The sequence below is a fragment of the Pseudomonas sp. YuFO8 genome (assembly GCF_035065025.1).
GTDB lineage: Bacteria > Pseudomonadota > Gammaproteobacteria > Pseudomonadales > Pseudomonadaceae > Aquipseudomonas > Aquipseudomonas putida_AE.
In genome coordinates this window covers 28,209-52,144 of sequence record NZ_JAXDEQ010000030.1, presented here as the reverse complement: position 1 = coordinate 52,144, position 23,936 = coordinate 28,209, and the positions used below count along the sequence as shown (strand labels likewise).

Genomic DNA, 23,936 nt, shown 5'->3' with positions numbered 1-23,936 from the left:
GATGGCCAAATCCTTGCTGATCATCAGCCGCCAATCGCCATGGTCCGGGCCGGGCGCGCGGGAAGCGCTGGACATCGTGCTGGCGGGCGGTGCCTTCGATTTGCCGATCGGCCTGCTGTTTCTCGACGACGGCGTGTTCCAGCTCGCCGCGAAACAGGACGCCAGGGCCCTGCAACAGAAAGACTTGAGCGCCAACCTGCAGGCCTTGCCGATGTTCGGCGTCGAAGAACTGTTTGTCTGTGCCGACAGCGTTGCCGAACGCGGCCTGGACCCTGGCGCCTTGTCGCTTGCGGAAGCCCGCGTGTTGGCCGCCGACGAAATCACTGCGCTCATTGACCGTTACGACCAGGTGATCACCCTCTGATGTCGACTTTGCATGTGTTGTCTCATTCCCCGTTCGGCGACGACCGCCTGAACAGTTGCCTGCGCTTGATCGGTGCCAACGACGCGCTGCTGCTGTGCGGCGACGCGGCCTATGCCCTGCAGCCCGGCACCGCACCTTTTACGGCGCTGAATGCCCGCGGCCTGACACTCTACGTGTTGACCGAAGATGCCCAGGCCCGGGCTATCGACGTGCCAGGCTGGGCAACGGCTGTGGATTACCCGGCCTTCGTCGAACTGTCGATCCACCATGACAAGGTCAACAGCTGGTTATGAATGTATTGACGGTCGGCGCGCGCGCCATCGAGCTGGACAAGGACGGTTTTCTTGTGGATCTCAGCGACTGGTCGGCGGATGTCGCCAGTGCCCTGGCCGCCGCCGAAGACATCGAGTTGAGCCCCGAGCACTGGGAGATCCTCGAACTGCTGCGCAGCTTCTACGCCGAATTCCAGCTGTCGCCGGCCACCCGGCCGCTGATCAAGTACACCACATTGAAACTCGGCCCGGACAAAGGCAACAGCCTGCACCTGAACCGACTGTTCAAAGGCACCCCTGCCAAACTCGCCGCAAAACTGGCGGGCCTGCCCAAACCGACGAATTGCCTATGACCGACTACCCAGCGCTGACCCTCGAAACGCCCGCCGAGCACCCGTTCGCCCAATTCGTGCGGATCCTCGGCAAAGGCAAGCGTGGCGCCCGCGACCTGACGCGTGAAGAAGCCCGCGCCGCCATGGGCATGGTGCTTGACGACAAGGTCGAGGACACCCAGCTTGGTGCCTTCCTGATGCTGCTGCGCCACAAGGAAGAAAGCGCGCAGGAAATGGCCGGCTTCACCGAAGCCCTGCGTGAACGCTTGCAGGCGCCGGCCCTGGCGGTGGATCTGGATTGGCCGACCTATGCCGGCAAGAAACGTCATCTGCCGTGGTATCTGCTGGCGGCCAAGTGCCTGGCACAGAACGGTGTGCGCATCTTCATGCATGGCGGCGGCGCGCACACTGCGGGTCGGCTCTACAGCGAACAATTGCTGGATGAGCTGAACATCCCGTTGTGCCGCGACTGGCAGCAGGTCGGCACGGCGATGGACAACGGCGGCCTGGCCTTCATGCCGTTGGTGGACTGGGCACCGCAGCTGCAACGCATGATCGACCTGCGCAACACCCTCGGCCTGCGCTCGCCAATCCACTCGCTGGCGCGAATCCTCAACCCGCTAGGCGCCCGTTGCGGCCTGCAAAGCATCTTCCACCCCGGCTACCAGGCGGTGCACCGCGATGCCAGCGGCCTGCTCGGCGACACGGCGATCGTGGTCAAGGGCGATGGCGGCGAGATCGAGATCAACCCCGACGCTGACAGCCACCTGTACGGCACCCGCGGTGGCGAGAGCTGGGATGAGCAATGGCCGCAACTGTCGAGTCAGCGCCACGTCAAACCCGCCAGCCTGGAACCTGCGCATTTGAAGGCGGTATGGCGCGGCGATGTCGTCGACAGTTACCCGCAAATGGCCCTGATCTCGACCATGGCCCTGGCGTTGCGCGGCCTGGGCCAGAGCCGCGAGCAAGCGTTCGAAACTGCCCAGCAATACTGGGACGCGCGGGACAAATCGATTTAATCGATCATAACCCTTCAAGCTTTGCGCTTTTTTATCGAACCTAACAGCCTAGACTCTTCTCCAACGCTTATCGGTTGAGGAGTCTCGAACATGGGTTTGTTAGTAGAAGGTCGCTGGCAGGACAAATGGTACGAAAGCAGCAAGGACGGCGCGTTCCAGCGTGAACAGGCGCAGCGTCGCAACTGGGTCACGGCTGACGGCCAACCCGGCCCAAGTGGTGTCGGTGGCTTTGCTGCCGAGGCTGGCCGCTATCACCTCTACGTATCCCTCGCTTGTCCGTGGGCGCATCGCACGCTGATCCTGCGCAAACTCAAGGGCCTCGAAAGCCTGATCGATGTATCAGTGGTCAGCTTCTTGATGCTGGAAAACGGCTGGACCTTCGACAAGTCCCACGGCTCCACCGGCGACAAGCTCGATCACTTCGACTTCATGCACCAGCGCTACACCGCCGACACCGCCGACTACACCGGCCGCGTCACCGTGCCTGTGCTGTGGGACAACCAGCAGAAGCGCATCGTCAACAATGAATCGGCGGAAATCATCCGCATGTTCAACGGCGCCTTCGATGAATTGACCGGCAATGACCTGGATTTCTATCCGGCTGCGCTGCGCGGTGAAATCGATGCGCTGAACGAGCGGATCTATCCGGCTGTGAACAACGGCGTGTACCGCGCCGGGTTTGCCACGTCGCAGAGCGCTTATGAACAGGCCTTCGATGAATTGTTTGCCGAGCTGGATCGACTGGAGCAGTTGCTGGGCGCCAACCGTTACCTGGCCGGTGAGTACCTGACCGAAGCGGACATCCGTCTGTTCACCACGTTGATTCGTTTCGATGCGGTGTATTTCGGGCACTTCAAGTGCAACCTGCGGCGGATCGCGGATTATCCGAACCTGTTGAACTGGCTAAGGGAGATTTACCAGTGGCCGGGGATTGCCGAGACGGTGAGTTTTGAACACATCAAGAATCACTACTATGGCAGCCACAAGACCATCAATCCGACGGGGATCGTGCCGAAGGGGCCGCAGCAGGATTTTACCACCCCGCATGATAGGGAGCGGTTGAGTGGGAAAGGGGTTTGGCGCAAGGCCTGAGATTAATGCAGGTTTTGAGGGCCCCAATCGCCAGCAGGCTGGCTCCCACAGGGGATTTGTGTCGTGCACAAAACCCTTGTGGGAGCCAGCCTGCTGGCGATGGCGGCACCTCGGTCTCTAGACCTGCGCCTGAGCCCCTTCAAACCACGCCAGTTTCTCGCGCAGTTGCACCACTTCCCCCACGATCACCAATGTCGGCGCATGCACTTCATGTTCCGCCACCAGCCGTGGCAGGTCCGCCAACGTGCCGGTAAACACCCGCTGATTGACCGTGGTGCCCTGCTGGATCAACGCCGCCGGGGTATCCGCCCCGCGACCATGCTTGATCAACTGCTCGCAGATGCTCGGCAAGCCCACCAACCCCATGTAGAACACCAGGGTTTGCGCCGGCGCGACCAGGTCGGCCCAAGGCAGATCGCTGGAACCGTCCTTCAGGTGACCGGTGATGAACCGCACCGACTGCGCGTAATCGCGATGGGTCAGCGGTATCCCGGCATAGGCCGCGCAACCGCTGGCCGCCGTGATGCCTGGTACCACCTGGAACGGGATGCCATGGGCCGCCAGTTCTTCGATCTCTTCGCCACCACGGCCGAAGATGAACGGATCGCCACCCTTCAACCGCACCACACGCTTGCCCTGTTTCGCCAGGTCGACCAATTGCTGGTTGATCTGGTCCTGGGGCACGGCGTGATCGGCGCGGCGCTTGCCGACGTAGACGCGCTCGGCATCGCGACGGCACAGCTCGAGAATCGCCGGCGCCACCAGGCGGTCGTAGAGCACCACGTCGGCTTGCTGCATCAGGCGCAAGGCCTTGAACGTCAGCAGGTCGGGATCACCTGGCCCTGCGCCCACCAGATAGACCTCACCGGTCGCCACTGGCGCTTCACCTTCGATTTTCGCCTGCAGCAAACGCTCGGCTTCACCGCCCTGCCCGGCCAGTTGCCGGTCGGCAATCGGGCCCTGGAAGACGTCTTCCCAGAACGCGCGGCGCTGCTGCACATCCGGGAACAGCTTTTTCACCTGATGACGGAACCGCGCCGCCAGGCCAGCCAGTTGACCGTAGGTGGAAGGAATCCAGGTTTCGATCTTGGCGCGGATCAATCGCGCCAGTACCGGCGCATCGCCACCGCTGGACACGGCAATGATCAGCGGCGAACGGTCGACGATCGCCGGGAAGATCACGCTGCACAAGGCCGGCGCATCCACCACGTTGACCGGCACGCAACGCCGATGGGCATCCTTTGAGACTTGTGCGTTCAGCGCTTCGTCGTCGGTGGCGGCAATGATCAGCACGCAACCGTCCAGGTCCGCCTCGACGTAACCGCGCGTGAGGCACTCGCCACCGTGGGCGCTGACCAGCTCGCGCAGCTGCGTTTCGATCTCAGGTGCGACCACCCGCAGCAGCGCACCGGCATCGGCCAGCAGGCGGGATTTGCGCAAGGCAATTTCCCCCCCACCGACGACCAACACACGACTGCCGCGAAGGTTATGGAACAGCGGCAGATAGTTCATTTAGCCGATGACCTCGAGGCCACCCATGTACGGCTTGAGTACCTCAGGAATACGGATCGAACCGTCGGCCTGCTGGTAGTTCTCCAGCACCGCCACCAGGGTACGACCGACCGCCAGGCCGGAACCGTTCAGGGTGTGTACCAGTTCCGGCTTGCCGGTTTCCGGGTTGCGGAAACGCGCTTGCATACGACGGGCCTGGAAGTCGCCGCAGTTGGAGCACGACGAGATTTCGCGGTATTTGTCCTGGCTCGGAATCCACACTTCCAGGTCGTAGGTCTTGACCGCGCTGAAGCCCATGTCGCCAGTGCACAGGGCAATGGTGCGATAAGGCAGTTCCAGCAGTTGCAGGACTTTCTCGGCGTTGGCGGTCAGGCCTTCCAGCGCTTCCATGGAGGTCGACGGCTCGACGATCTGTACCATCTCGACCTTGTCGAACTGATGCTGGCGGATCATGCCGCGGGTATCGCGACCCGATGCACCGGCTTCACTGCGGAAGCACGGCGTGTGCGCGACGAACTTGATCGGCAGCAGTTTCGAATCGACGATTTCGCCGGCGACAATGTTGGTCAGCGACACTTCGGCGGTCGGGATCAGGTACAGGTCGGCTTCGCCTTCGCGGGCGATCTTGAACAGGTCTTCTTCGAATTTCGGCAGTTGACCGGTACCTTGCAGTGCCGGAGCCTGGACCAGATAAGGCGTATAGGCCTCTTCGTAGCCGTGCTCGGCGACGTGCAGGTTGATCATGAACTGCGCCAGGGCGCGGTGCAGACGGGCGATAGGGCCGCGCAGCAACGCAAAGCGCGCGCCGGACAGCTTGGCGGCGGTCTCGAAGTCCAGCCAGCCGAATTTTTCGCCCAGGGCGACGTGGTCCTGCACCGGGAAGTCGAACGCGGTCGGCGTGCCCCAGCGGCGCACTTCGACGTTGCCGTCTTCGTCTTCGCCGATCGGCACCGATTCGTGCGGCAGGTTGGGAATGCCGAGCACGATGGCGTCCAGTTCGGTCTGGATCGCGTCCAGCTCGGTTTTACCGGCACTCAACTCGCCCGCCATGCGCTCGACGTCCGCCATCAACGGCGCGATGTCTTCGCCGCGTTGCTTGGCCTGACCGATGGATTTGGAGCGCGCGTTACGTTCAGCCTGCAGTGCTTCGGTGCGGGTCTGGACGGTCTTGCGCTGTTCTTCCAGCGCTTCGATGCGCGCGACATCCAGGGCAAAGCCACGGGATGCCAGGCGGTCCGCTACGTCCTGAAGGTTGCTACGTAACAGTTTGGAATCGAGCATGTCGGTCTCTCGTTATCAAAGTTTGGTCAAGGACAGGCCAGCCCAGGTGGCGAGCAGCCCGCCGAATACGCTGATGGCAGCATAGCCCAGGGCCAGAAGCACTTGCCCGCTTTCCAGCAGGCGCACCGTATCCAGTGAAAAGGATGAAAAAGTCGTCAGCCCTCCGAGGAAGCCGACGATCAACCCGGCGCGCACCTCGATCGGCACCTCCGGGCGTAGCAAAAACAGACCGTATAAAACGCCGATCAGCAAACAGCCGACGATATTAACGGCCAGCGTCGCGGTATAGAAGTGCCGCGGCCAATTAGCGTTGATCCAGTTGCCCGTGGCAAAGCGTAGCAAGGTGCCGGCGGTTCCGCCGATGGACACTGCAATGATCAGGGGGAGCACTATTTTCTCCGCTGCCGGGGGCTCAGACGGTCGAGCTTGGCCAGGTGATTGAGCTTCTCGCCGATCTTCAATTCCAGGCCACGGGGCACCGGTTGATAGAAGGGTATCGGGTCGAGTTCTTCCGGGAAGTAATCTTCCCCGGCGGCGTAGGCATCCGGTTCGTCGTGGGCATAACGGTATTCGTCGCCATAACCGAGCTGCTTCATCAGCTTGGTCGGTGCGTTGCGCAGGTGCAGCGGCACTTCCAGCGAACCGTGTTCGGCGGCGGCACGCAGTGCGGTCTTGAAACCCATGTACACCGCGTTGCTCTTCGGCGCGCAGGCCAGATAGGTAATGGCCTGGGCCACCGCCAATTCGCCCTCGGGGCTGCCGAGGCGCTCCTGCACTTCCCACGCCGCCAGGCACAGGCTCAGCGCACGCGGGTCGGCATTGCCGATGTCTTCGCTGGCCATGCGCACCACGCGCCGGGCCAAGTACAGCGGATCGCAGCCACCATCGATCATGCGCGCGAACCAGTACAACGCACCGTCGGGGTTGGAACCGCGCACGGATTTATGCAGCGCGGAGATCTGGTCGTAGAAGGCTTCGCCACCCTTGTCGAAGCGCCGACGGGTATCGCCGAGCAGGCTTTGCAGCAGGTCGGTGCCGATCTCGCTGTTGTCTTCGGCCAGGTCCGAGGCGTTTTCCAGCAGGTTGAGCAAGCGCCGGCCATCGCCATCAGCAGCCGACAGCAGCATCTGGAAGCCTTCATCGCTGAGGGTCAGGTTGCGCTTGCCCAGGCCGCGCTCTTCGGTCAACGCGCGGTGCACCAGTTTGCGCAGTGCGGCTTCGTCGAGGCTCTTGAGCACATAGACCCGCGCGCGGGAGAGCAAGGCGTTGTTGAGTTCGAACGAGGGGTTTTCCGTGGTCGCGCCGATGAAGATCAGCGTGCCATCTTCGACATACGGCAGGAACGCATCCTGCTGGGACTTGTTGAAGCGGTGCACTTCGTCGACGAACAGGATCGTCCGCCGGCCGTACTGCGCGGCCTGCTGCTTGGCGATTTCCACCGCCTGGCGGATTTCCTTCACCCCGGCCAGCACCGCTGACACCGTTTCGAAATGCGCCTCGGAGACTTCCGCGAGCAACCGCGCCAGGGTGGTCTTGCCCACTCCCGGCGGTCCCCAGAAAATCATCGAATGCAGGGCACCCTGCTCCAGGGCTTCGCGCAAGGGCTTGCCGCGAGCGAGCACGTGTTCCTGACCGACGTACTCGTCCAGGTTAGTCGCGCGCAGGCGGGCGGCCAGGGGCTGGGCGATGGGGGCGCTGCGAAACAGGTCCATGGCGTACGTTTAAAACCTCTAGATAATCCTGAGATCGATGATTAACCCCTGTGGGAGCGGGCTTGCTCGCGAAGGCGGTGTATCAGTCACCTTCAATGCTGAATGACACATCGCCTTCGCGAGCAAGCCCGCTCCCACAACGGGTTTTTGCGTTTTATTCCTGGATCACGTCCGCACCCTTGGGGATGTCGAACTTGAACTTGGAAGCGGGGATCGGCTCGTTGGCCTTCACCCCGGTGAACAGGATATTGGTGCGCTGGCCGACGCTGTCGATCAGCTGCATATCGTTGACCAGGCCATTGCGGAACGACAGGCGCAGGCTGTCGAACAGAGTGTCCTTGGTTTTCGGCTTCAAGGTGAAGTCGATCACGCCGCCGGCTTCCTTGGCGCTGATATCGAAGCTCTGGCTGATCTTCGACACGTCACCGGACAGCAGCAACGCTGGGGTCTGGGTCAGGCGCTGGTCGAGGTTCTTGATGGTGGCCTGTTCCAGGTCCGGGTCCCACAGGGTGACCTTCTTGCCGTCGGAGACCATGGTCTGCTCGGCGGGCGCATTGGTGTGCCAATAGAACAGGCCCGGGCGCTGCAGCGACATTTCGCCGGCGGTTTCCTGCAACTGGGTACCCGAGCCATCCAGGGTCAGCTGGGAGAAACGCGCGGTCAGGGTCTGGGATTTTTCCAGCAATTGGGTCAGGCGTGCCACGTCCTTGTCATCGGCGTGGGCCGAGAGCGTGCTCAAAGCCAGTACCGGCAGCAACAGCATGCGGATCAGACGCATGGGAGTCCTCATAACATTCGTGGGAGTGCGGGCGGCGCCTCAGGACGCCGCCCCTTGTCAGTGTCGGGTCAGTCGCGTACCGGGCCGGGGGCCAGGACTTCACGCGAACCGTTGGTGTTCATGGACGTCACGACGCCGGCCATTTCCATGGCTTCGATCATGCGCGCGGCGCGGTTGTAGCCGATCTTCAGCTTGCGCTGCACCGCGGAAATGGACGCACGACGGCTTTCCAGGACGAACTGCACCGCTTCGTCATACAGCGCGTCAGCTTCGGGATCATCGCCGTCGCCGCCACCGCTGCTGCCTTCAAAGCCGCTGCCCGCCTCTTCGACACCGTTGAGGATGTCGTCGTTGTATTCCGGCGCACCGCGCAGTTTCCAGGCCTCGACCACGCGATGAACCTCGTCGTCGGACACGAACGCGCCGTGAACCCGGATCGGCAGGCTGGTACCCGGCGGCATGTAGAGCATGTCACCGTGGCCGAGCAGTTGTTCAGCGCCGCCCTGGTCGATGATGGTCCGCGAGTCGATCTTGCTCGACACCTGGAACGCCATGCGGGTCGGGATGTTGGCCTTGATCAGGCCGGTGATCACGTCCACCGACGGACGCTGGGTCGCGAGGATCAGGTGGATACCCGCCGCCCGCGCCTTCTGGGCGATACGGGCGATAAGCTCTTCAACCTTCTTGCCGACGATCATCATCATGTCGGCGAATTCGTCGACCACCACCACGATGGTCGGCAGCTTCTGCAGCAACGGCGCTTCGTCGTGGATGCTTTCGCGCTTGTACAACGGGTCGCTCAATGGCTCGCCGGCGTCCTGCGCTTCCTTGACCTTGGCGTTGAAGCCGGAGAGGTTGCGCACGCCCATCTTCGCCATCAGCTTGTAGCGTCGCTCCATCTCGGCGACGCTCCAGCGCAGGGCGTTGGCGGCGTCCTTCATGTCGGTCACCACCGGGCACAGCAGGTGCGGAATGCCTTCGTAGATCGACAGCTCGAGCATTTTCGGGTCGATCATGATCAGCTTGGCGTCTTCCGGGCCGGACTTGAACAGGATCGACAGGATCATCGCGTTCACACCCACCGACTTACCGGAACCGGTGGTACCGGCCACCAGCAGGTGCGGCATCTTCGCGAGGTCAGTGATCACCGGCTTGCCGCCGATGTCATGGCCCAGGGCCAGGGTGACCGGGGACTTGAAGTTGTCGTACTCGGGGGTCGACAGCACTTCGGAGAAGCGCACGATCTGCCGGTCTTCGTTGGGAATCTCGATACCGACCGTGGTCTTGCCCGGAATCACTTCCACCACACGCACACTGGTCACGGCCAGGGACCGCGCCAGGTCCTTGGCGAGGTTGGCGATACGGCTGACCTTGACCCCTGCCGCCGGCTGGATCTCGTAACGGGTAATCACCGGACCCGGATGAATCGAGTCCACGGTGACTTCGACGCCGAATTCCTTGAGCTTGATTTCCAGCAGGTGGCCGACGGCCGCCAGGGATTCGGGCGAGTAATTGAGCTGTTTCTTTTCCGCCGGGTCGAGAATCGAGATCGGCGGCAAGGTGCCTTCAACGGCGCTGTCGACGAACAACGGCGCCTGCTTCTCTTTTTCCACGCGCTTGCTCGGCGCTGGCGGCTTGGGTGGCGCCGGGGCGATCACCGGCGGCACCTGCTTCTCGCGCTCGGACATGTGCTTGCTCAGGGCCTGCTCGCGTTCGATCAGGCGTTCCTTGACCTTGGCCTGCTCACGCTTGTCGGTGACGGTCGGCGCGACCACATCGTGCACGCGGTCATCGACTTCACGCAGTTGCGCAACCAGTTGCTTGCGCTCGACACGGGCCGCCCACCAGCGATTGGCGGCGCCCTGGAACAGTTCGAACAGATCGAGGGTGATCTTGCCGGTGACGTCCATCACCTTGAACCATGACAGGTCGGTGAACACCGTGAGGCCGAACAGGAACAGGGCGATGAACAGCAGCGTGCTGCCCTGGATGTTCAGCGCGTTCTTCGCCAGGTCGCCAAGGCTCTCGCCCAGCGCCCCGCCAGCGCCGGCCGGCAGACCGGTGGCAGCATGGAAATGGATGTGCGCCAGCGCGGCACCGGACAGCACCAGGAACACCAGGCCGATCAGGCGCCAGGAGAACAGCCAGCCGCTCCACTCCCACGGCTCGTGGCGTTGACGGAAGATCTGGTAGGCCTTGATCGCCAGCAACAGCGGGAAGATATAGGCAAAGTAACCCAGCACCATGAACAGGATATCGGCGCTGTAGGAGCCCGCCGGGCCGCCGAAGTTCTGCACGTCATCGATCTTGCTGTTGTGGCTCCAGCCCGGATCGTCCTTGCCATAGGTCAGCAAGGCCATCATCAGGAACAGGCACAACGCTCCGATGGCGATCAATGCACCTTCCTTGAGGCGGTAGTGCAAGTGCTGGCGCCAGAGTGGAACAACTGTTTTGGGTGCTACGGTGGATTTCTTCAAAACCTGCTTTTCCTGCGCCAACGGCGCGTCCATCTGTTAATGACTATGAAAAAACTGCCCAATCCAGGCAGGTAAAAAAGTTAACAGGCGTAACCGGGACTACTTTTAACACTGCGCATCGGTTTTCATAAACAGCAAATGCGCTGCCTATTTTGTTACAAACACTGTTACAGCGAGGCATTGTACGGGTTTGTACGGGCGATGCCATGCTGGCAACCCTTGGGTGTAGCATAGTCAACAGCACATGACGTGCGACTCAATTTGAGCACGCATTCTCTTTCGTGACAAAGGCTTATGAGGTGTTTTTATGAGCGAAGCGAAGCATTCCCGCCTGATCATCCTGGGTTCCGGTCCCGCGGGCTACAGCGCAGCCGTGTATGCCGCTCGCGCCAACCTCAAGCCCGTTGTCATTACCGGCATACAGGCAGGTGGCCAGCTCACCACCACCGTGGAAGTCGATAACTGGCCAGGCGATGTCGAAGGCCTGACCGGCCCGGTCCTGATGGAGCGCATGCAAAAACACGCCGAGCGCTTTGCCACCGAGATCGTTTACGACCACATCCATACCGCCAAGTTGCAACAGCGCCCCTTTGAACTCATCGGCGACAGCGGCACTTATACCTGCGACGCCCTGATCATTGCCACGGGTGCCTCGGCACAATATCTGGGGTTGCCCTCGGAAGAGACTTTCGCGGGCAAAGGGGTTTCTGCCTGCGCGACCTGCGACGGCTTCTTCTATCGCAAACAGGTGGTCGCGGTGGTGGGCGGTGGCAATACCGCCGTAGAAGAAGCGCTGTATCTGTCGAACATTGCCAGTGAAGTCCATCTGATTCACCGTCGCGACAAGTTGCGTTCGGAAAAGATTCTTCAGGACAAACTCTTCGAAAAAGCCGCCAAGGGCAATATCCGCCTGCACTGGAACCAGAACCTGGACGAGGTGCTGGGCGATTCCAGCGGCGTGACCGGCGCCCGCCTGCGCGACAGTCATACCGGTGCCATCACCGAGCTGCCGCTGACCGGCGTGTTCATCGCCATCGGCCACAAGCCCAATACCGACCTGTTCACCGGTCAACTGGAAATGCGCGATGGCTATCTGCTGGTCAAGGGCGGCAGCGAGGGCAATGCGACAGCCACCGCCATCGAAGGCGTGTTTGCCGCGGGCGACGTCGCTGATCACGTCTATCGCCAGGCCGTCACCTCCGCCGGCGCCGGCTGCATGGCCGCCCTGGACGCGGAAAAATACCTCGACGACATTCCCGTTGTTTGACCGCACACTTCACGGCGGGCCCAACGCCCGCCCCGCCCTCCCCTTCTGCAAGCCCTGATGCCATGCTGACTTGGTTACAACGCAACACCCTGACGTTCCCGGCGCTGGAAAAGGCCATGCGCGATCCCAATGGATTGCTGGCGGCCGGTGGCGACCTGTCCGCCGACCGGTTGATCCAGGCTTACCGCCATGGCTGCTTCCCCTGGTTTTCCGAAGGCCAGCCGATTCTCTGGTGGTCGCCGGACCCTCGCACCGTGCTGTTTCCCGATGAACTGCATGTGTCCCGCAGCCTGAAGAAACTTCTGCGCCAACAACGCTACCAGGTGACCTTCGATCAGGATTTCGCCGCGGTCATCCGTGCCTGCGCCGCACCCCGGGAGTATGCGGACGGCACCTGGATCACCGATGCCATGCAGGACGCCTATATCGAGCTGCACAGGCGTGGCCATGCGCACTCAGTGGAAGTCTGGGACCAGGACGAACTGGTGGGCGGGCTGTACGGCCTGGCGATGGGCCAGCTGTTTTTCGGCGAATCCATGTTCAGCCTGGCCGACAACGCCTCCAAATTTGGCTTTGCCACACTGGTGCAACATCTGAAAGACTCGGGTTTTGTGCTCATCGACTGCCAGATGCCCACCGACCATTTGCACAGCCTGGGTGCCCGGGCGATTCCACGCCGCGAGTTTGCCGACTACCTGGCGCGGCATCTGGATCAACCCAATCATGCAACCTGGGTTTGCTGAGCGACTTTTGTCCGCGTGGCTTACACTTATTCAAAAGCTTATCCCGAGGGTTGATCATGACCGAGTTGGCGCGTTTGAAGTTTTATGCCACTCAACCCCACTCCTGCAGTTATCTGCCCGAGGAGCAGGCCACGACCCTGTTTCTCGACCCTAGCCAGCCCATGGATGTGCACGTCTATGCAGACCTGTCTGAAATGGGTTTTCGGCGCAGTGGCGACCATTTGTATCGACCCCATTGCCAGAATTGCAATGCGTGCGTACCGGCGCGCATTCCAGTCGGGCAATTCACCCCCAATCGTCAGCAAAAACGCATTTTCAAACGCAACGCCGACTTGCAGGTGCGCCCCGCAAAGCCGGGCTTCAGCGAAGAGTATTTCGATCTTTACCAGCGCTACATCGAAGAACGCCATGCCGATGGCGACATGTACCCACCCAGTCGCGATCAGTTTTCCACCTTCCTGGTCCGCGACCTGCCATTTTCCCGGTTCTACGAATTCCGCCTCCAGGGTCGATTGCTGGCCATTGCCGTCACCGACCTTCTGCCGAACGGTCTGTCGGCGGTCTACACCTTCTATGAACCCGCCGAAGAGCGCCGCAGCCTGGGGCGCTACGCCATACTCTGGCAAATCGCCGAAGCCCGGCGACTGGGGCTGGATGCGGTTTACCTGGGCTACTGGATCAAGAACTGCAAAAAAATGAGCTACAAGACCCAGTATCGCCCCATCGAACTGCTGATAAACCAGCGCTGGGTCGTCCTGAACTAGAGCAGGCCCTAAACCCCTTGGCTTGAACACCCTTTTTCGGGCACAATGCACGCCGCTTTTGCCTGGCGCAGTTGCACCGGGCCATTCATTGGACACCGAGGGCTTTACTGCATGTCGAAAGAAGACAGCTTCGAAATGGAAGGCACTGTCGTCGACACCCTGCCCAACACCATGTTTCGTGTGGAGTTGGAAAATGGGCACGTCGTAACCGCGCATATTTCCGGCAAGATGCGCAAGAACTACATTCGTATTCTTACCGGTGACAAGGTGCGCGTCGAGCTGACGCCCTATGACTTGAGCAAAGGGCGCATCACTTACCGCGCTCGCTAATCAGGTCAATACAAGACGCCCGGCTTATGCCGGGCGTTTTTGTTTGCCTGCGATTTGATGCAGCACGCAAAACCAATGTGGGAGCGGGCTTGCTCGCGAAAGCGGCGCATCAGTCAGCATCGATGGTGAATGCTAAGCCGCCTTCGCGAGCAAGCCCGCTCCCACAGGGGATCGGTGTACACCTGACAGACAGCAAAAAGGCGCCAATCGGCGCCTTTCTGCTTTGTTGCGGTTTGACGTCAGGCCATTTCAGCCGTGGTTTCGAACTCGAAGGTCAGCTCGCCGTCCTTGATGTCGATGTGGACCACACCGCCATGTTCGGCCAGTTCGCCAAAGAGGATCTCCTCCGCCAGTGGACGCTTGATCTTGTCCTGGATCAGGCGCGCCATCGGGCGAGCGCCCATTGCCGAGTCGTAACCGCCAGCCGCCAACCAGCTGCGGGCTGCATCGGTGACTTCCAGCAATACACGCTTGTCTTCCAGCTGCGCCTGAAGTTCGGTAAGGAACTTGTCCACCACGCTCTTGATGACCTCATGGCTGAGGCGACCAAACTGGATGATGGTATCCAGACGGTTGCGGAACTCCGGCGTGAAGCTCTTCTTGATCACTTCCATCGCATCGGACGAGTGGTCCTGATGGGTGAAACCGATCGAAGCACGGGCTGCGGTTTCGGCACCGGCGTTGGTCGTCATGATGACGATCACGTTACGGAAGTCGGCCTTGCGCCCGTTGTTATCGGTCAGCGTCCCGTGGTCCATGACCTGCAGCAGCAGGTTGAAGACTTCCGGGTGCGCCTTCTCGATTTCATCGAGCAACAGCACGCAGTGTGGCTGCTTGGTGATGGCTTCGGTCAACAGACCGCCCTGATCGAACCCGACATAACCTGGAGGTGCACCGATCAGACGCGATACGGTGTGGCGCTCCATGTACTCGGACATGTCGAAGCGAATCAGCTCGACCCCCAGCGCCTTGGCCAGCTGACGCGCCGCTTCGGTTTTACCGACACCGGTGGGACCGGCGAACAGGAACGAACCGACTGGCTTGTCAGGCGACTTGAGGCCGGCGCGGGACAGCTTGATCGCGGTCGCCAGCGAGTCGATCGCGGCATCCTGGCCAAATACCGTCAGCTTCAGGTCACGCTCAAGGTTACGCAGCAGCTCTTTATCGGAGCTGGTGACGTGTTTTGGCGGAATACGCGCGATTTTCGCGACGATGTCCTCGACTTGAGGCACTTCGATGCGTTTGACGCGCATTTCGATCGGTTGCAGGCGTTGGTAGGCACCCGCCTCGTCGATCACATCGATCGCCTTGTCCGGCATGTGCCGGTCATTGATGTAGCGCGAGGCCAGTTCGGCAGCGGCGCGCAGGGCCTCATCACTGTATTCGATATTGTGATGGGACTCGAAACGCCCTTTCAGGCCGCGCAGGATACCGATGGTGTCTTCCACCGAAGGCTCCGATACATCGACCTTCTGGAAGCGACGTGCCAAGGCACGGTCCTTCTCGAAGATCCCGCGGAATTCCTGGAAGGTGGTCGAGCCGATGCAACGGATATCACCGGACGACAGCAGCGGCTTGAGCAGGTTCGAGGCGTCCATGACGCCACCGGACGCGGCACCCGCACCGATGATGGTGTGGATCTCGTCGATGAACAGGATCGCCTGCGGACGTTTTTTCAGCTCATTGAGCAGCGCCTTGAAGCGCTTCTCGAAATCGCCGCGGTATTTGGTCCCGGCCAGCAGGGCACCCAGGTCGAGGGAGTACACCACGCTGTTGGCCAGCAGGTCCGGCACCTGGTTGTCGACAATGCGCTTGGCCAGGCCTTCGGCAATCGCGGTTTTACCCACGCCCGCCTCACCCACCAGCAGCGGATTGTTCTTGCGGCGACGGGCCAGGATCTGGGCGACGCGCTCGACTTCCAGCTCACGGCCTACCAATGGATCGATTCGACCCTGGCGCGCGAGTTCATTGAGGTTACTGGCATAAGCATCCAGTGGATTGCCTGAAGATGAAGACTCCCCGCCCTCGTCGTCCTGCATATCTTGCTCGCCCTCGGAGTGATCGCCGTGCCCTGGCACCTTGGAAATGCCGTGGGCGATGTAGTTGACGACATCGATACGGGCAACGCTCTGCTGTTTCAGCAGGAACACTGCCTGACTCTCTTGCTCACTGAAGATCGCGACCAGCACGTTGGCGCCAGTCACTTCGCGTTTGCCCGAGCTCTGTACGTGAAACACAGCACGTTGCAGGACACGCTGGAAGCCCAGGGTTGGCTGGGTCTCACGATCCTCGTCATGCACGGGGATCAGTGGCGTGGTGGAGTCGATGAACTCCTGCAGGTCATGCTTGAGTTTGTCGAGGTTCGCGCCGCACGCACGCAAAACGGTGGCGGCAGCCTCATTGTCCAATAGGGCCAGCAGCAGGTGTTCGACGGTCATGAATTCATGACGCTTCGAACGAGCCTCCTTGAAGGCAAGATTGAGGGTGACTTCGAGCTCGCGGTTTAACATAGCTTCACCTCATACCCAAGTGGTCGGCGATTAACCGTCCTTCTCGATTTCACAGAGTAGCGGATGCTGGCTTTCCCTGGCGTACTGGTTGACCTGCATGGCCTTTGTCTCGGCGATGTCGCGGGTAAACACTCCACATACTGCCCGCCCTTCTGTATGGACGGCCAGCATGACCTTGGTCGCCAGCTCGCGATTCAGGTTAAAAAACACCTCGAGCACTTCGACGACGAAATCCATCGGTGTGTAGTCATCATTGAACAAAACCACCTTGTACATCGGCGGCGCCTGTAAAGCAGGCTTGGCCTCCTGAACAGCAATGCCTGCGGAATCGTCGTCGTGTTCCTCCGGGCGATCTTTCTGGAGAGTCGGGCGATCCTGATTGAATGTTAGTCGAATCTGGCTGATTGCATGCATGGAAAGAAAGGTTCGTCAGTTGTGCAAATACAGTGGTGGGGGCGGTCTTGGGTGATTTCAACTCCGACTGCCTGGTCACCTTGACTATCGGCAAAACGGTGTTACAACCAATAGAGCCCACAGTGGGTAAAAAAGGTCCGCGGAGTCAACTTTTTTTCTAAGAAGTGACTGCGGATGTACTGGATGATACTCCAGTGATGGAGTCTGTTGCAGAGGGAGTTGGTATGTCAGGTGTCAAGGTCAGTGGCAAGGTGAAATGGTTCAACAACGCCAAGGGTTACGGTTTCATCAACGAGGATGGCAAGACAGAAGACCTGTTTGCCCACTACTCGGCCATTCAAATGGACGGTTATAAAACCCTGAAGGCCGGTCAAGCCGTCGTCTTCGAGATCATCCAGGGGCCCAAGGGGCTGCACGCCGTCAACATTGGCAACCCTGTCGATAGCACAAATGCCGTGACCCCTGCTACGCAACAAACCGTTACCGTTTAACGCAGCAGCGTCATCCAGTCATAAAAAAACCGCCCGACTCAATCGCTTGAGCCGGGCGGTTTTCGCATTCCCGGATTTTCTTACATGTGCGAGATCAGCGCATCACCGAAGCCGGACGAGGAAACCAGCTTGGCACCTTCCATCAGGCGTTCAAAGTCATAGGTCACGGTCTTGGCGGAAATCGCGCCGTTGGTGCCCTTGATGATCAGGTCGGCCGCTTCGGTCCAGCCCATGTGGCGCAACATCATTTCAGCCGACAGGATCAACGACCCCGGGTTGACCTGGTCCTTGCCGGCGTATTTCGGCGCGGTACCGTGGGTGGCTTCGAACATGGCCACGGTGTCGGACAGGTTGGCGCCCGGTGCGATACCGATACCGCCCACTTCCGCCGCCAGGGCATCGGAGAGGTAGTCGCCGTTGAGGTTCAGGGTCGCGATCACATCGTATTCCGCGGGGCGCAGCAGGATCTGCTGGAGCATGGCGTCGGCGATAGCGTCCTTGACGACAACGTTCTTGCCGGTTTTCGGGTTCTTGAACTGCATCCACGGACCGCCGTCGAGCAGGGTCGCGCCGAACTCTTCGGCCGCCACTTCATAGGCCCATTCCTTGAAGGCACCTTCGGTGAACTTCATGATGTTGCCTTTGTGCACGATGGTCAGCGAATCGCGATCGTTGTCGACCACATATTGCAGGGCCTTGCGCGCCAGGCGCTTGGTGCCTTGCAGGGAAACCGGCTTGACGCCGATACCGCAGTTTTCGTCGAAACGGATCTTGGTGACGCCCATTTCTTCTTTAAGGAACTTGATGACCTTGGTGGCTTCCGGGGTACCGGCCTTCCACTCGATGCCGGCATAGATGTCTTCGGAGTTCTCGCGAAAGATCGTCATGTCGACGTCGCCTGGCTTCTTGACCGGGCTTGGCACGCCTTCGAACCAGCGCACCGGGCGCAGGCAGACGTACAGGTCGAGTTGCTGGCGCAGGGCCACGTTGAGGGAACGGATACCGCCACCGACCGGCGTGGTCAGGGGGCCCTTGATGGAAACCACGTAATCCTTGACCGCGTCCAGGGTTTCCTGAGGCAGCCAGGTGTCCTGATCGTAGACCTGGGTCGCTTTTTCCCCGGCGTACACTTCCATCCAGGAAATCTTGCGCTCGCCGCCGTAAGCCTTTTTCACAGCAGCATCGACAACCTTGATCATGACCGGGCTGATGTCGACACCAATGCCGTCGCCTTCGATGAAAGGAATGATCGGGTTATTAGGAACATTGAGAGAATGGTCTGCATTGACGGTGATTTTGTCGCCGACGGCTGGAACCTGAATCTTCTTGTAACCCATGCTGAACTCCATTGATTGGATTGAACATCTGGCTTGGTTCGAGCGTAACCCAGTTAAATCGGCGCGCAAACCCTATGTTCTATCGATATGCCGCAAAGCCATACAACCTGCGCCCTACAAGCCTGAAATCAAAGGGAAAAGCGCCAAACTCAAGCACGACGAACGACCTTACGCCTTGCTCGCCCCTGCGACCTTTAGACCAATGGACGACAAACGTTGTGTGTGAACCATCGGCAGATTGCCAGCTACCTATGTATAATGCCGCCGCTGACTAAAGGGTCACGTCAGGTTGAACAGCTCTACGACGAGTGTTTCCACCCGATGAGACGGTCTGCTACCGCAGCCCGCCTACTTGACGCCCTACTTGATGCACCCAACATCACAGCAACGAAATCTCGATATTCGGCTCATGGATGACTTTGAACGAACGCGCTTACCCGGCGCCCCTCGAGTTTCTGCGCACGCTTTAGCAAAGAAGAGAGAGTTAATCCGAATATGCCCACCCGCTCGAAGATCATCTATACCTTCACCGACGAAGCTCCCGCCCTCGCCACCTATTCACTGTTGCCTATCGTAGAGGCGTTCACCGCCTCGGCTGATATCGCCGTTGAAACCCGCGATATCTCTCTTGCAGGGCGTATCCTGGCCAGCTTCCCCGAGCAATTGGGTGACAAAGCCGTAGCCGACCACCTCGCCGAACTGGGCGCCCTGGCCGTTACGCCTGAAGCCAACATCATCAAGTTGCCGAACATCAGCGCCTCGGTTCCGCAGTTGCAAGCCGCGATCAAGGAACTGCAGGCCCAGGGCTACGCCCTGCCGGACTATCCGGAAACCGTGAGCAGCGACGCCGACAAAGAAGCCAAGGCCCGTTACGACAAGGTCAAGGGCAGCGCCGTGAACCCGGTACTGCGCGAAGGCAACTCCGACCGTCGCGCGCCGCTGTCGGTGAAGAACTACGCGCGCAAGCACCCGCACAAGATGGGCGCCTGGGCTGCTGACTCCAAATCCCACGTTGCACACATGAGCAGCGGTGACTTCTACGGCAGCGAAAAAGCCGCCCTGATCGACGCTGCTGGCGCCGTGAAGATCGAACTGATCGCTCAAGACGGCACCACCACCGTCCTGAAAGAAAAGACCACCGTTCAGGTTGGCGAGATCCTCGACTGCGCCGTCATGAGCAAAAATGCTCTGCGTGCCTTCATCGCCGCTGAAATCGAAAGCGCCAAGGCCCAGGGCGTGCTGCTGTCGGTTCACCTGAAAGCGACCATGATGAAGGTCTCCGACCCGATCATGTTCGGCCAGATCGTTGCCGAGTTCTACAAGGACGCACTGGCCAAGCACGCTGACGTGCTGGCGCAGATCGGCTTCAACCTGAACAACGGCATCGGCGACCTGTACGCTCGCATCAAGGCCCTGCCGGCCGAGCAACAAGCGCAGATCGAAGCCGACATCCAGGCGGTCTACGCCGTTCGTCCATCCCTGGCGATGGTCAACTCCGACAAGGGCATCACCAATCTGCACGTGCCGAGCGACGTCATCGTCGACGCCTCGATGCCAGCCATGATCCGTGACTCCGGCAAGATGTGGGGCACCGACGGCCAGCTGCACGACACCAAGGCCGTGATCCCGGATCGCTGCTACGCCACCATCTACCAGGCGGTCATCGAAGACTGCAAGGCCAATGGCGCGTTCGATCCCACCACCATGGGCAGCGTGCCGAACGTTGGCCTGATGGCGAAAAAAGCCGAAGAGTACGGCTCCCACGACAAGACTTTCCAGATCAAGACCAACGGTGTAGTCCGCGTGACCGACACCAACGGCACCCTGCTGCTGGAACAGTCGGTTGAAGCCGGCGACATCTTCCGCATGTGCCAGACCAAAGACGCGCCGATCCAGGACTGGGTCAAACTCGCCGTCAACCGTGCTCGCGCAAGCAGCACGCCAGCGATCTTCTGGCTGGACCCGATGCGCGCCCACGACGGCGTGGTGATCGAGAAAGTCCAGGCTTACCTGAAGGATCACGACACGGCCGGCCTGGACATCCAGATCATGGCGCCAGTCGACGCGATGAAGTTCACCCTGCAGCGCACCCGCGAAGGCAAGGACACCATCTCGGTGACCGGCAACGTCCTGCGCGACTACCTGACCGACCTGTTCCCGATCATGGAACTGGGCACCAGCGCCAAGATGCTGTCGATCGTGCCGCTGATGAACGGCGGTGGCCTGTTCGAAACCGGCGCCGGCGGTTCGGCTCCGAAGCACGTGCAGCAACTGCTGGAAGAGAACTTCCTGCGTTGGGATTCGCTGGGTGAATTCCTGGCCCTGGCCGCGTCCCTGGAACACCTGGGCGTGACCTACAACAACCCCAAGGCGCTGGTTCTGGCCAAGACCCTGGACCAGGCCACCGGCCAGTTCCTGGACAACAACAAGTCGCCATCGCGTAAAGTCGGCAACATCGACAACCGCGGCAGCCACTTCTACCTGGCGCTGTACTGGGCCCAGGCCCTGGCTGCCCAGACCGAAGACACTGCACTGCAAGCGCAGTTCGCGACCCTGGCCAAGACCCTGACCGAGAACGAGGCGACCATCGTTGCCGAGCTCAACGCCGTCCAGGGCAAGCCAGTGGACATCGGCGGTTACTACCACGCCGACGCCGAGCTGATCAGCAAGGCCATGCGTCCTAGCGCAACTTTCAACGCAGCGGTTGCAGCGTTGGTTTAAGGTTGTAAGGAAGCACCACAAACCCCGGCCATGTGCCGGGGTTTGTGTTTTCAGAATTCACACAATCCCCTGTAGGAGCTGGCTTGCCAGCGATGGCGGCCTACCATTCAACATTGAGGGCGGCTGATCCACCGCATTCGCTGGCAAGCCAGCTCCTACAGGGGCAGCATTTCAACATTGAGGGAATTTTATGGAGTGGAAACCCCACATCACCGTCGCCACCATCGTCGAAGACAACGGCCGCTTCCTGATGGTCGAGGAACTCAAGCACGGACGCGTGGTGCTCAACCAGCCCGCCGGCCACCTGGACCCGGACGAAACCCTGACCGAAGCCGCCGTGCGTGAAACCCTCGAAGAAACCGGCTGGGACGTCGAACCCACCGGCGTACTGGGCATTTATCTCTATACCGCCCCAAGCAACGGCGTCACCTACCAACGGGTCTGCTTCATCGCCAAAGCGCTGAAACATCACCCCGATTATCAACTGGACGAGGGCATCGTCGGCGCCAAGTGGTTGACCCGCGAGGAATTAATCGAGCAGCGCGAAAACTGGCGCAGCGAGCTGATCATGCGCTGCATCGACGACTATCGGGCCGGTATTCGCTTCGGTCTCGAATTGATCCGTCCTTCTCTTTAGCCTTGCGGGCTTCGGCCTGTTAGAATCGCGTCCTTTTTCAAGACACTCATTGAATCCCTATGCGTGATCCAGCCCCTTCTGACACACAAAAGAAGCGCGTCATTGTCGGCATGTCCGGCGGCGTGGACTCTTCCGTTTCCGCCCTCCTGCTGATCGAGCAGGGCTATGAGGTGGAAGGCCTGTTCATGAAGAACTGGGAAGAAGACGACGGAACCGAATACTGCACCGCCATGGATGACCTGGCGGACGCCCAGGCCGTGTGCGACAAGATTGGCATCAAGCTGCACACCGCCAACTTCGCCGCCGAGTACTGGGACAACGTGTTCGAGCACTTCCTGGCCGAATACAAGGCCGGCCGCACGCCGAACCCGGACATCCTGTGCAACCGGGAGATCAAGTTCAAGGCGTTCCTCGACTACGCCATGATGCTCGGCGCCGACCTGATCGCCACTGGCCACTACGTGCGTCGCCGCGACATCGACGGCCGCACCGAGTTGCTCAAGGGCCTGGACCCGAACAAGGACCAGAGCTACTTCCTGCACGCCGTGGGTGGTGAGCAGATCGCCAAGACCCTGTTCCCGGTCGGCGAGCTGGAAAAACCGCAGGTGCGGGCGATTGCCGAGAAATACGAGTTGGCGACCGCGAAGAAAAAGGATTCCACCGGCATCTGCTTTATCGGCGAGCGCCGCTTCAGCGACTTCCTCAAGCAGTACCTGCCGGCGCAACCGGGCGAGATCAAGACCACCGAAGGCGAAATCATCGGCCGCCACCATGGCCTGATGTACCACACCATCGGCCAACGCCAGGGCCTGGGCATCGGCGGTCTGAAAGACGCCAGTGACGAGCCGTGGTACGTGTTGATCAAGGATCTTGCGCACAACGAACTGATCGTTGGCCAGGGTAACGATCACCCGTGGCTGTTCTCCCGCGCCCTGCTCGCCTCGGACATCTATTGGGTCAACCCGATCGACCTGAGCCAGCCGCGCCAGCTGACCGCCAAGGTTCGTTATCGCCAGAGCGACCAGCCCTGCACCCTGGAGAAGACCGCCACCGGCTACCGCGCGACCTTCGATGACCCGCAACGCGCGGTCACCCCGGGTCAGTCGGTGGTGTTCTACGACGGCGAGATTTGCCTCGGCGGCGGCGTCATTGAAGTGGCTGAACCCTGGACCAGCAAAGGCCAGGCTCAATGACCCCCACTCAGGAGCAACTGACGGCCCTCGGCGGTGTATTTCTCGCCGCGGTGCTGGTCGACAAGATTGCCAAGACCGGCCAGACCAACGAGGCCGGCCTGACCTGCATGCTCGGCAGCCTGCTGATCCGCGACCCTAAGGACACCCTGGAGGTCTACGGCGGCGACGACATCAACCTGCGCGAAGGCTATCGCGCATTGATCGGCGCCCTCGAACGCGATCCGAGCGCCCTGCAGCGTGAGCCGCTGCGTTATGCCCTGGCTATGCTTGGCCTGGAACGTCAATTGGCCAAGCGCAGCGACATGCTGGACGTGATCGGCAAACGCCTGCCGCAGATCCAGTCCCAGGTCGAGCACTTCGGCCCGGCCCACGAAAACGTGATCGCCGCCTGCGGCGCGCTGTATCAGGACACCCTGAGCACCCTGCGCCAACGCATCCAGGTGCACGGCGACATGCGCAACCTGCAGCAACCGAGCAACGCCTCGAAAATTCGTGCCCTGCTGCTGGCCGGCATCCGTTCGGCTCGCCTGTGGCGGCAATTGGGCGGTCATCGCTGGCAACTGGTGATCAGCCGCCGCAAATTGCTCAAAGAGCTTTACCCATTGATGCGTAACGAATAACCCGCATCTACAGCACCGAACTCAGCAATACGCGTAATACGCCGGTCAGTTGGCGACGGACCGGCGGATT

General features: G+C 60.6%; 23 protein-coding genes. 14 read left to right on the top strand and 9 right to left on the bottom strand.

What is annotated here, in order from left to right; all coding sequences use genetic code 11:
• The first annotated feature begins 1 nt into the window (after position 1).
• From tusC to SOP95_RS22895, 5 genes are all read left to right on the top strand, one after another.
• Positions 2-364, top strand: coding sequence for a sulfurtransferase complex subunit TusC (gene tusC / locus SOP95_RS22915; protein ID WP_274074777.1), 363 nt, complete (start codon positions 2-4; stop codon positions 362-364).
• The gene (tusB, locus tag SOP95_RS22910; protein ID WP_274074776.1) at positions 364-657 is read left to right on the top strand and encodes a sulfurtransferase complex subunit TusB; all 294 of its coding nucleotides are present in this window, start codon (positions 364-366) and stop codon (positions 655-657) included. The genes tusC and tusB overlap by 1 nt, the downstream gene beginning before the upstream one ends.
• Positions 654-989 carry a TusE/DsrC/DsvC family sulfur relay protein gene (locus SOP95_RS22905; protein ID WP_323608415.1) on the top strand — a complete coding sequence of 112 codons (336 nt, stop codon included), beginning with the start codon at positions 654-656 and terminating at the stop codon, positions 987-989. Before tusB ends, SOP95_RS22905 begins: the two co-directional genes overlap by 4 nt.
• A complete protein-coding gene (locus tag SOP95_RS22900; RefSeq protein ID WP_323608414.1) occupies positions 986-1,987 on the top strand; it encodes a glycosyl transferase family protein in 1,002 nt (333 codons plus the stop codon). Before SOP95_RS22905 ends, SOP95_RS22900 begins: the two co-directional genes overlap by 4 nt.
• 90 nt (positions 1,988-2,077) lie before the next feature.
• The gene (locus tag SOP95_RS22895) at positions 2,078-3,079 is read left to right on the top strand and encodes a glutathione S-transferase family protein (RefSeq protein ID WP_274074773.1); all 1,002 of its coding nucleotides are present in this window, start codon (positions 2,078-2,080) and stop codon (positions 3,077-3,079) included.
• A 117-nt stretch (positions 3,080-3,196) separates the two neighbouring features.
• Here the strand turns inward: SOP95_RS22895 and cysG are convergent, their stop codons facing one another.
• The 6 genes from cysG to SOP95_RS22865 form a co-directional block, all read right to left on the bottom strand.
• Positions 3,197-4,591 (bottom strand): siroheme synthase CysG, encoded by a 1,395-nt coding sequence (gene cysG, locus SOP95_RS22890; protein ID WP_323608413.1) that lies wholly within the window; start codon positions 4,589-4,591, stop codon positions 3,197-3,199.
• Positions 4,592-5,872 carry a serine--tRNA ligase gene (gene serS / locus SOP95_RS22885; protein WP_323608412.1) on the bottom strand — a complete coding sequence of 427 codons (1,281 nt, stop codon included), beginning with the start codon at positions 5,870-5,872 and terminating at the stop codon, positions 4,592-4,594.
• Between the two features lie 15 nt (positions 5,873-5,887).
• The gene (gene crcB / locus SOP95_RS22880) at positions 5,888-6,262 is read right to left on the bottom strand and encodes a fluoride efflux transporter CrcB (RefSeq protein WP_274074770.1); all 375 of its coding nucleotides are present in this window, start codon (positions 6,260-6,262) and stop codon (positions 5,888-5,890) included.
• The gene (locus SOP95_RS22875; protein WP_323608411.1) at positions 6,262-7,584 is read right to left on the bottom strand and encodes a replication-associated recombination protein A; all 1,323 of its coding nucleotides are present in this window, start codon (positions 7,582-7,584) and stop codon (positions 6,262-6,264) included. The genes crcB and SOP95_RS22875 overlap by 1 nt, the downstream gene beginning before the upstream one ends.
• Before the next feature lie 154 nt (positions 7,585-7,738).
• The gene (gene lolA / locus SOP95_RS22870; protein WP_274074768.1) at positions 7,739-8,362 is read right to left on the bottom strand and encodes an outer membrane lipoprotein chaperone LolA; all 624 of its coding nucleotides are present in this window, start codon (positions 8,360-8,362) and stop codon (positions 7,739-7,741) included.
• 68 nt (positions 8,363-8,430) lie between these two features.
• Entirely contained in the window at positions 8,431-10,872 is a 2,442-nt protein-coding gene (locus tag SOP95_RS22865) for a DNA translocase FtsK (RefSeq protein ID WP_406592019.1), read from the bottom strand.
• 274 nt (positions 10,873-11,146) lie between these two features.
• On the opposite strand from SOP95_RS22865, the gene trxB reads away from it, so the two are divergent.
• The 4 genes from trxB (at position 11,147) to infA (ending at position 13,943) form a co-directional block, all read left to right on the top strand.
• A complete protein-coding gene (gene trxB / locus SOP95_RS22860) occupies positions 11,147-12,106 on the top strand; it encodes a thioredoxin-disulfide reductase (RefSeq protein ID WP_274074766.1) in 960 nt (319 codons plus the stop codon).
• Between the two features lie 62 nt (positions 12,107-12,168).
• Positions 12,169-12,849: a leucyl/phenylalanyl-tRNA--protein transferase gene (gene aat, locus SOP95_RS22855; protein WP_274074765.1), complete on the top strand. Its 681-nt coding sequence runs from the start codon at positions 12,169-12,171 to the stop codon at positions 12,847-12,849.
• Between the two features lie 56 nt (positions 12,850-12,905).
• Positions 12,906-13,613: an arginyltransferase gene (locus SOP95_RS22850; protein ID WP_274074764.1), complete on the top strand. Its 708-nt coding sequence runs from the start codon at positions 12,906-12,908 to the stop codon at positions 13,611-13,613.
• Positions 13,614-13,724: 111 nt separating this feature from the next.
• Positions 13,725-13,943 (top strand): translation initiation factor IF-1, encoded by a 219-nt coding sequence (gene infA / locus SOP95_RS22845; RefSeq protein ID WP_002553999.1) that lies wholly within the window; start codon positions 13,725-13,727, stop codon positions 13,941-13,943.
• A 239-nt stretch (positions 13,944-14,182) separates the two neighbouring features.
• Here infA and clpA read toward each other — a convergent pair whose 3' ends face one another.
• Positions 14,183-16,453, bottom strand: coding sequence for an ATP-dependent Clp protease ATP-binding subunit ClpA (gene clpA, locus SOP95_RS22840; protein ID WP_046817173.1), 2,271 nt, complete (start codon positions 16,451-16,453; stop codon positions 14,183-14,185).
• A gap of 30 nt (positions 16,454-16,483) precedes the next feature.
• Entirely contained in the window at positions 16,484-16,867 is a 384-nt protein-coding gene (clpS, locus tag SOP95_RS22835; RefSeq protein WP_020799529.1) for an ATP-dependent Clp protease adapter ClpS, read from the bottom strand.
• Between the two features lie 224 nt (positions 16,868-17,091).
• Here clpS and cspD point away from each other — a divergent pair, with 224 nt between their 5' ends.
• Positions 17,092-17,358 (top strand): cold shock domain-containing protein CspD, encoded by a 267-nt coding sequence (gene cspD / locus SOP95_RS22830; RefSeq protein WP_274074763.1) that lies wholly within the window; start codon positions 17,092-17,094, stop codon positions 17,356-17,358.
• An 80-nt stretch (positions 17,359-17,438) separates the two neighbouring features.
• Here the strand turns inward: cspD and icd are convergent, their stop codons facing one another.
• Complete coding sequence (gene icd / locus SOP95_RS22825; RefSeq protein ID WP_057399856.1) at positions 17,439-18,695, bottom strand: NADP-dependent isocitrate dehydrogenase; 1,257 nt, start codon at positions 18,693-18,695, stop codon at positions 17,439-17,441.
• Positions 18,696-19,190: 495 nt separating this feature from the next.
• On the opposite strand from icd, the gene SOP95_RS22820 reads away from it, so the two are divergent.
• The 4 genes from SOP95_RS22820 (at position 19,191) to hflD (ending at position 23,866) form a co-directional block, all read left to right on the top strand.
• Positions 19,191-21,416, top strand: coding sequence for an NADP-dependent isocitrate dehydrogenase (locus SOP95_RS22820; protein WP_274074762.1), 2,226 nt, complete (start codon positions 19,191-19,193; stop codon positions 21,414-21,416).
• A gap of 190 nt (positions 21,417-21,606) precedes the next feature.
• On the top strand, positions 21,607-22,053 hold the full coding sequence (locus tag SOP95_RS22815) for an NUDIX hydrolase (protein ID WP_323608410.1): 447 nt from the start codon (positions 21,607-21,609) through the stop codon (positions 22,051-22,053).
• A 59-nt stretch (positions 22,054-22,112) separates the two neighbouring features.
• On the top strand, positions 22,113-23,246 hold the full coding sequence (gene mnmA, locus SOP95_RS22810; protein WP_274074760.1) for a tRNA 2-thiouridine(34) synthase MnmA: 1,134 nt from the start codon (positions 22,113-22,115) through the stop codon (positions 23,244-23,246).
• Positions 23,243-23,866: a high frequency lysogenization protein HflD gene (gene hflD, locus SOP95_RS22805; protein ID WP_046817168.1), complete on the top strand. Its 624-nt coding sequence runs from the start codon at positions 23,243-23,245 to the stop codon at positions 23,864-23,866. Before mnmA ends, hflD begins: the two co-directional genes overlap by 4 nt.
• Positions 23,867-23,936: the final 70 nt, after the last annotated feature.

Excerpts from the sequence above, each read along its gene's own strand:
- tusC (WP_274074777.1), top strand. The coding sequence starts at position 2 with ATGGCCAAATCCTTGCTGATCATCAGCCGCCAATCGCCATGGTCCGGG.
- tusB (WP_274074776.1), top strand. The coding sequence starts at position 364 with ATGTCGACTTTGCATGTGTTGTCTCATTCCCCGTTCGGCGACGACCGC.
- SOP95_RS22905 (WP_323608415.1), top strand. The coding sequence starts at position 654 with ATGAATGTATTGACGGTCGGCGCGCGCGCCATCGAGCTGGACAAGGAC.
- SOP95_RS22900 (WP_323608414.1), top strand. The coding sequence starts at position 986 with ATGACCGACTACCCAGCGCTGACCCTCGAAACGCCCGCCGAGCACCCG.
- SOP95_RS22895 (WP_274074773.1), top strand. The coding sequence starts at position 2,078 with ATGGGTTTGTTAGTAGAAGGTCGCTGGCAGGACAAATGGTACGAAAGC.
- cysG (WP_323608413.1), bottom strand. The coding sequence starts at position 4,591 with ATGAACTATCTGCCGCTGTTCCATAACCTTCGCGGCAGTCGTGTGTTG.
- serS (WP_323608412.1), bottom strand. The coding sequence starts at position 5,872 with ATGCTCGATTCCAAACTGTTACGTAGCAACCTTCAGGACGTAGCGGAC.
- SOP95_RS22875 (WP_323608411.1), bottom strand. The coding sequence starts at position 7,584 with ATGGACCTGTTTCGCAGCGCCCCCATCGCCCAGCCCCTGGCCGCCCGC.
- lolA (WP_274074768.1), bottom strand. The coding sequence starts at position 8,362 with ATGCGTCTGATCCGCATGCTGTTGCTGCCGGTACTGGCTTTGAGCACG.
- SOP95_RS22865 (WP_406592019.1), bottom strand. The coding sequence starts at position 10,872 with ATGGACGCGCCGTTGGCGCAGGAAAAGCAGGTTTTGAAGAAATCCACC.
- trxB (WP_274074766.1), top strand. The coding sequence starts at position 11,147 with ATGAGCGAAGCGAAGCATTCCCGCCTGATCATCCTGGGTTCCGGTCCC.
- aat (WP_274074765.1), top strand. The coding sequence starts at position 12,169 with ATGCTGACTTGGTTACAACGCAACACCCTGACGTTCCCGGCGCTGGAA.
- SOP95_RS22850 (WP_274074764.1), top strand. The coding sequence starts at position 12,906 with ATGACCGAGTTGGCGCGTTTGAAGTTTTATGCCACTCAACCCCACTCC.
- infA (WP_002553999.1), top strand. The coding sequence starts at position 13,725 with ATGTCGAAAGAAGACAGCTTCGAAATGGAAGGCACTGTCGTCGACACC.
- clpA (WP_046817173.1), bottom strand. The coding sequence starts at position 16,453 with ATGTTAAACCGCGAGCTCGAAGTCACCCTCAATCTTGCCTTCAAGGAG.
- clpS (WP_020799529.1), bottom strand. The coding sequence starts at position 16,867 with ATGCATGCAATCAGCCAGATTCGACTAACATTCAATCAGGATCGCCCG.
- cspD (WP_274074763.1), top strand. The coding sequence starts at position 17,092 with ATGTCAGGTGTCAAGGTCAGTGGCAAGGTGAAATGGTTCAACAACGCC.
- icd (WP_057399856.1), bottom strand. The coding sequence starts at position 18,695 with ATGGGTTACAAGAAGATTCAGGTTCCAGCCGTCGGCGACAAAATCACC.
- SOP95_RS22820 (WP_274074762.1), top strand. The coding sequence starts at position 19,191 with ATGCCCACCCGCTCGAAGATCATCTATACCTTCACCGACGAAGCTCCC.
- SOP95_RS22815 (WP_323608410.1), top strand. The coding sequence starts at position 21,607 with ATGGAGTGGAAACCCCACATCACCGTCGCCACCATCGTCGAAGACAAC.
- mnmA (WP_274074760.1), top strand. The coding sequence starts at position 22,113 with ATGCGTGATCCAGCCCCTTCTGACACACAAAAGAAGCGCGTCATTGTC.
- hflD (WP_046817168.1), top strand. The coding sequence starts at position 23,243 with ATGACCCCCACTCAGGAGCAACTGACGGCCCTCGGCGGTGTATTTCTC.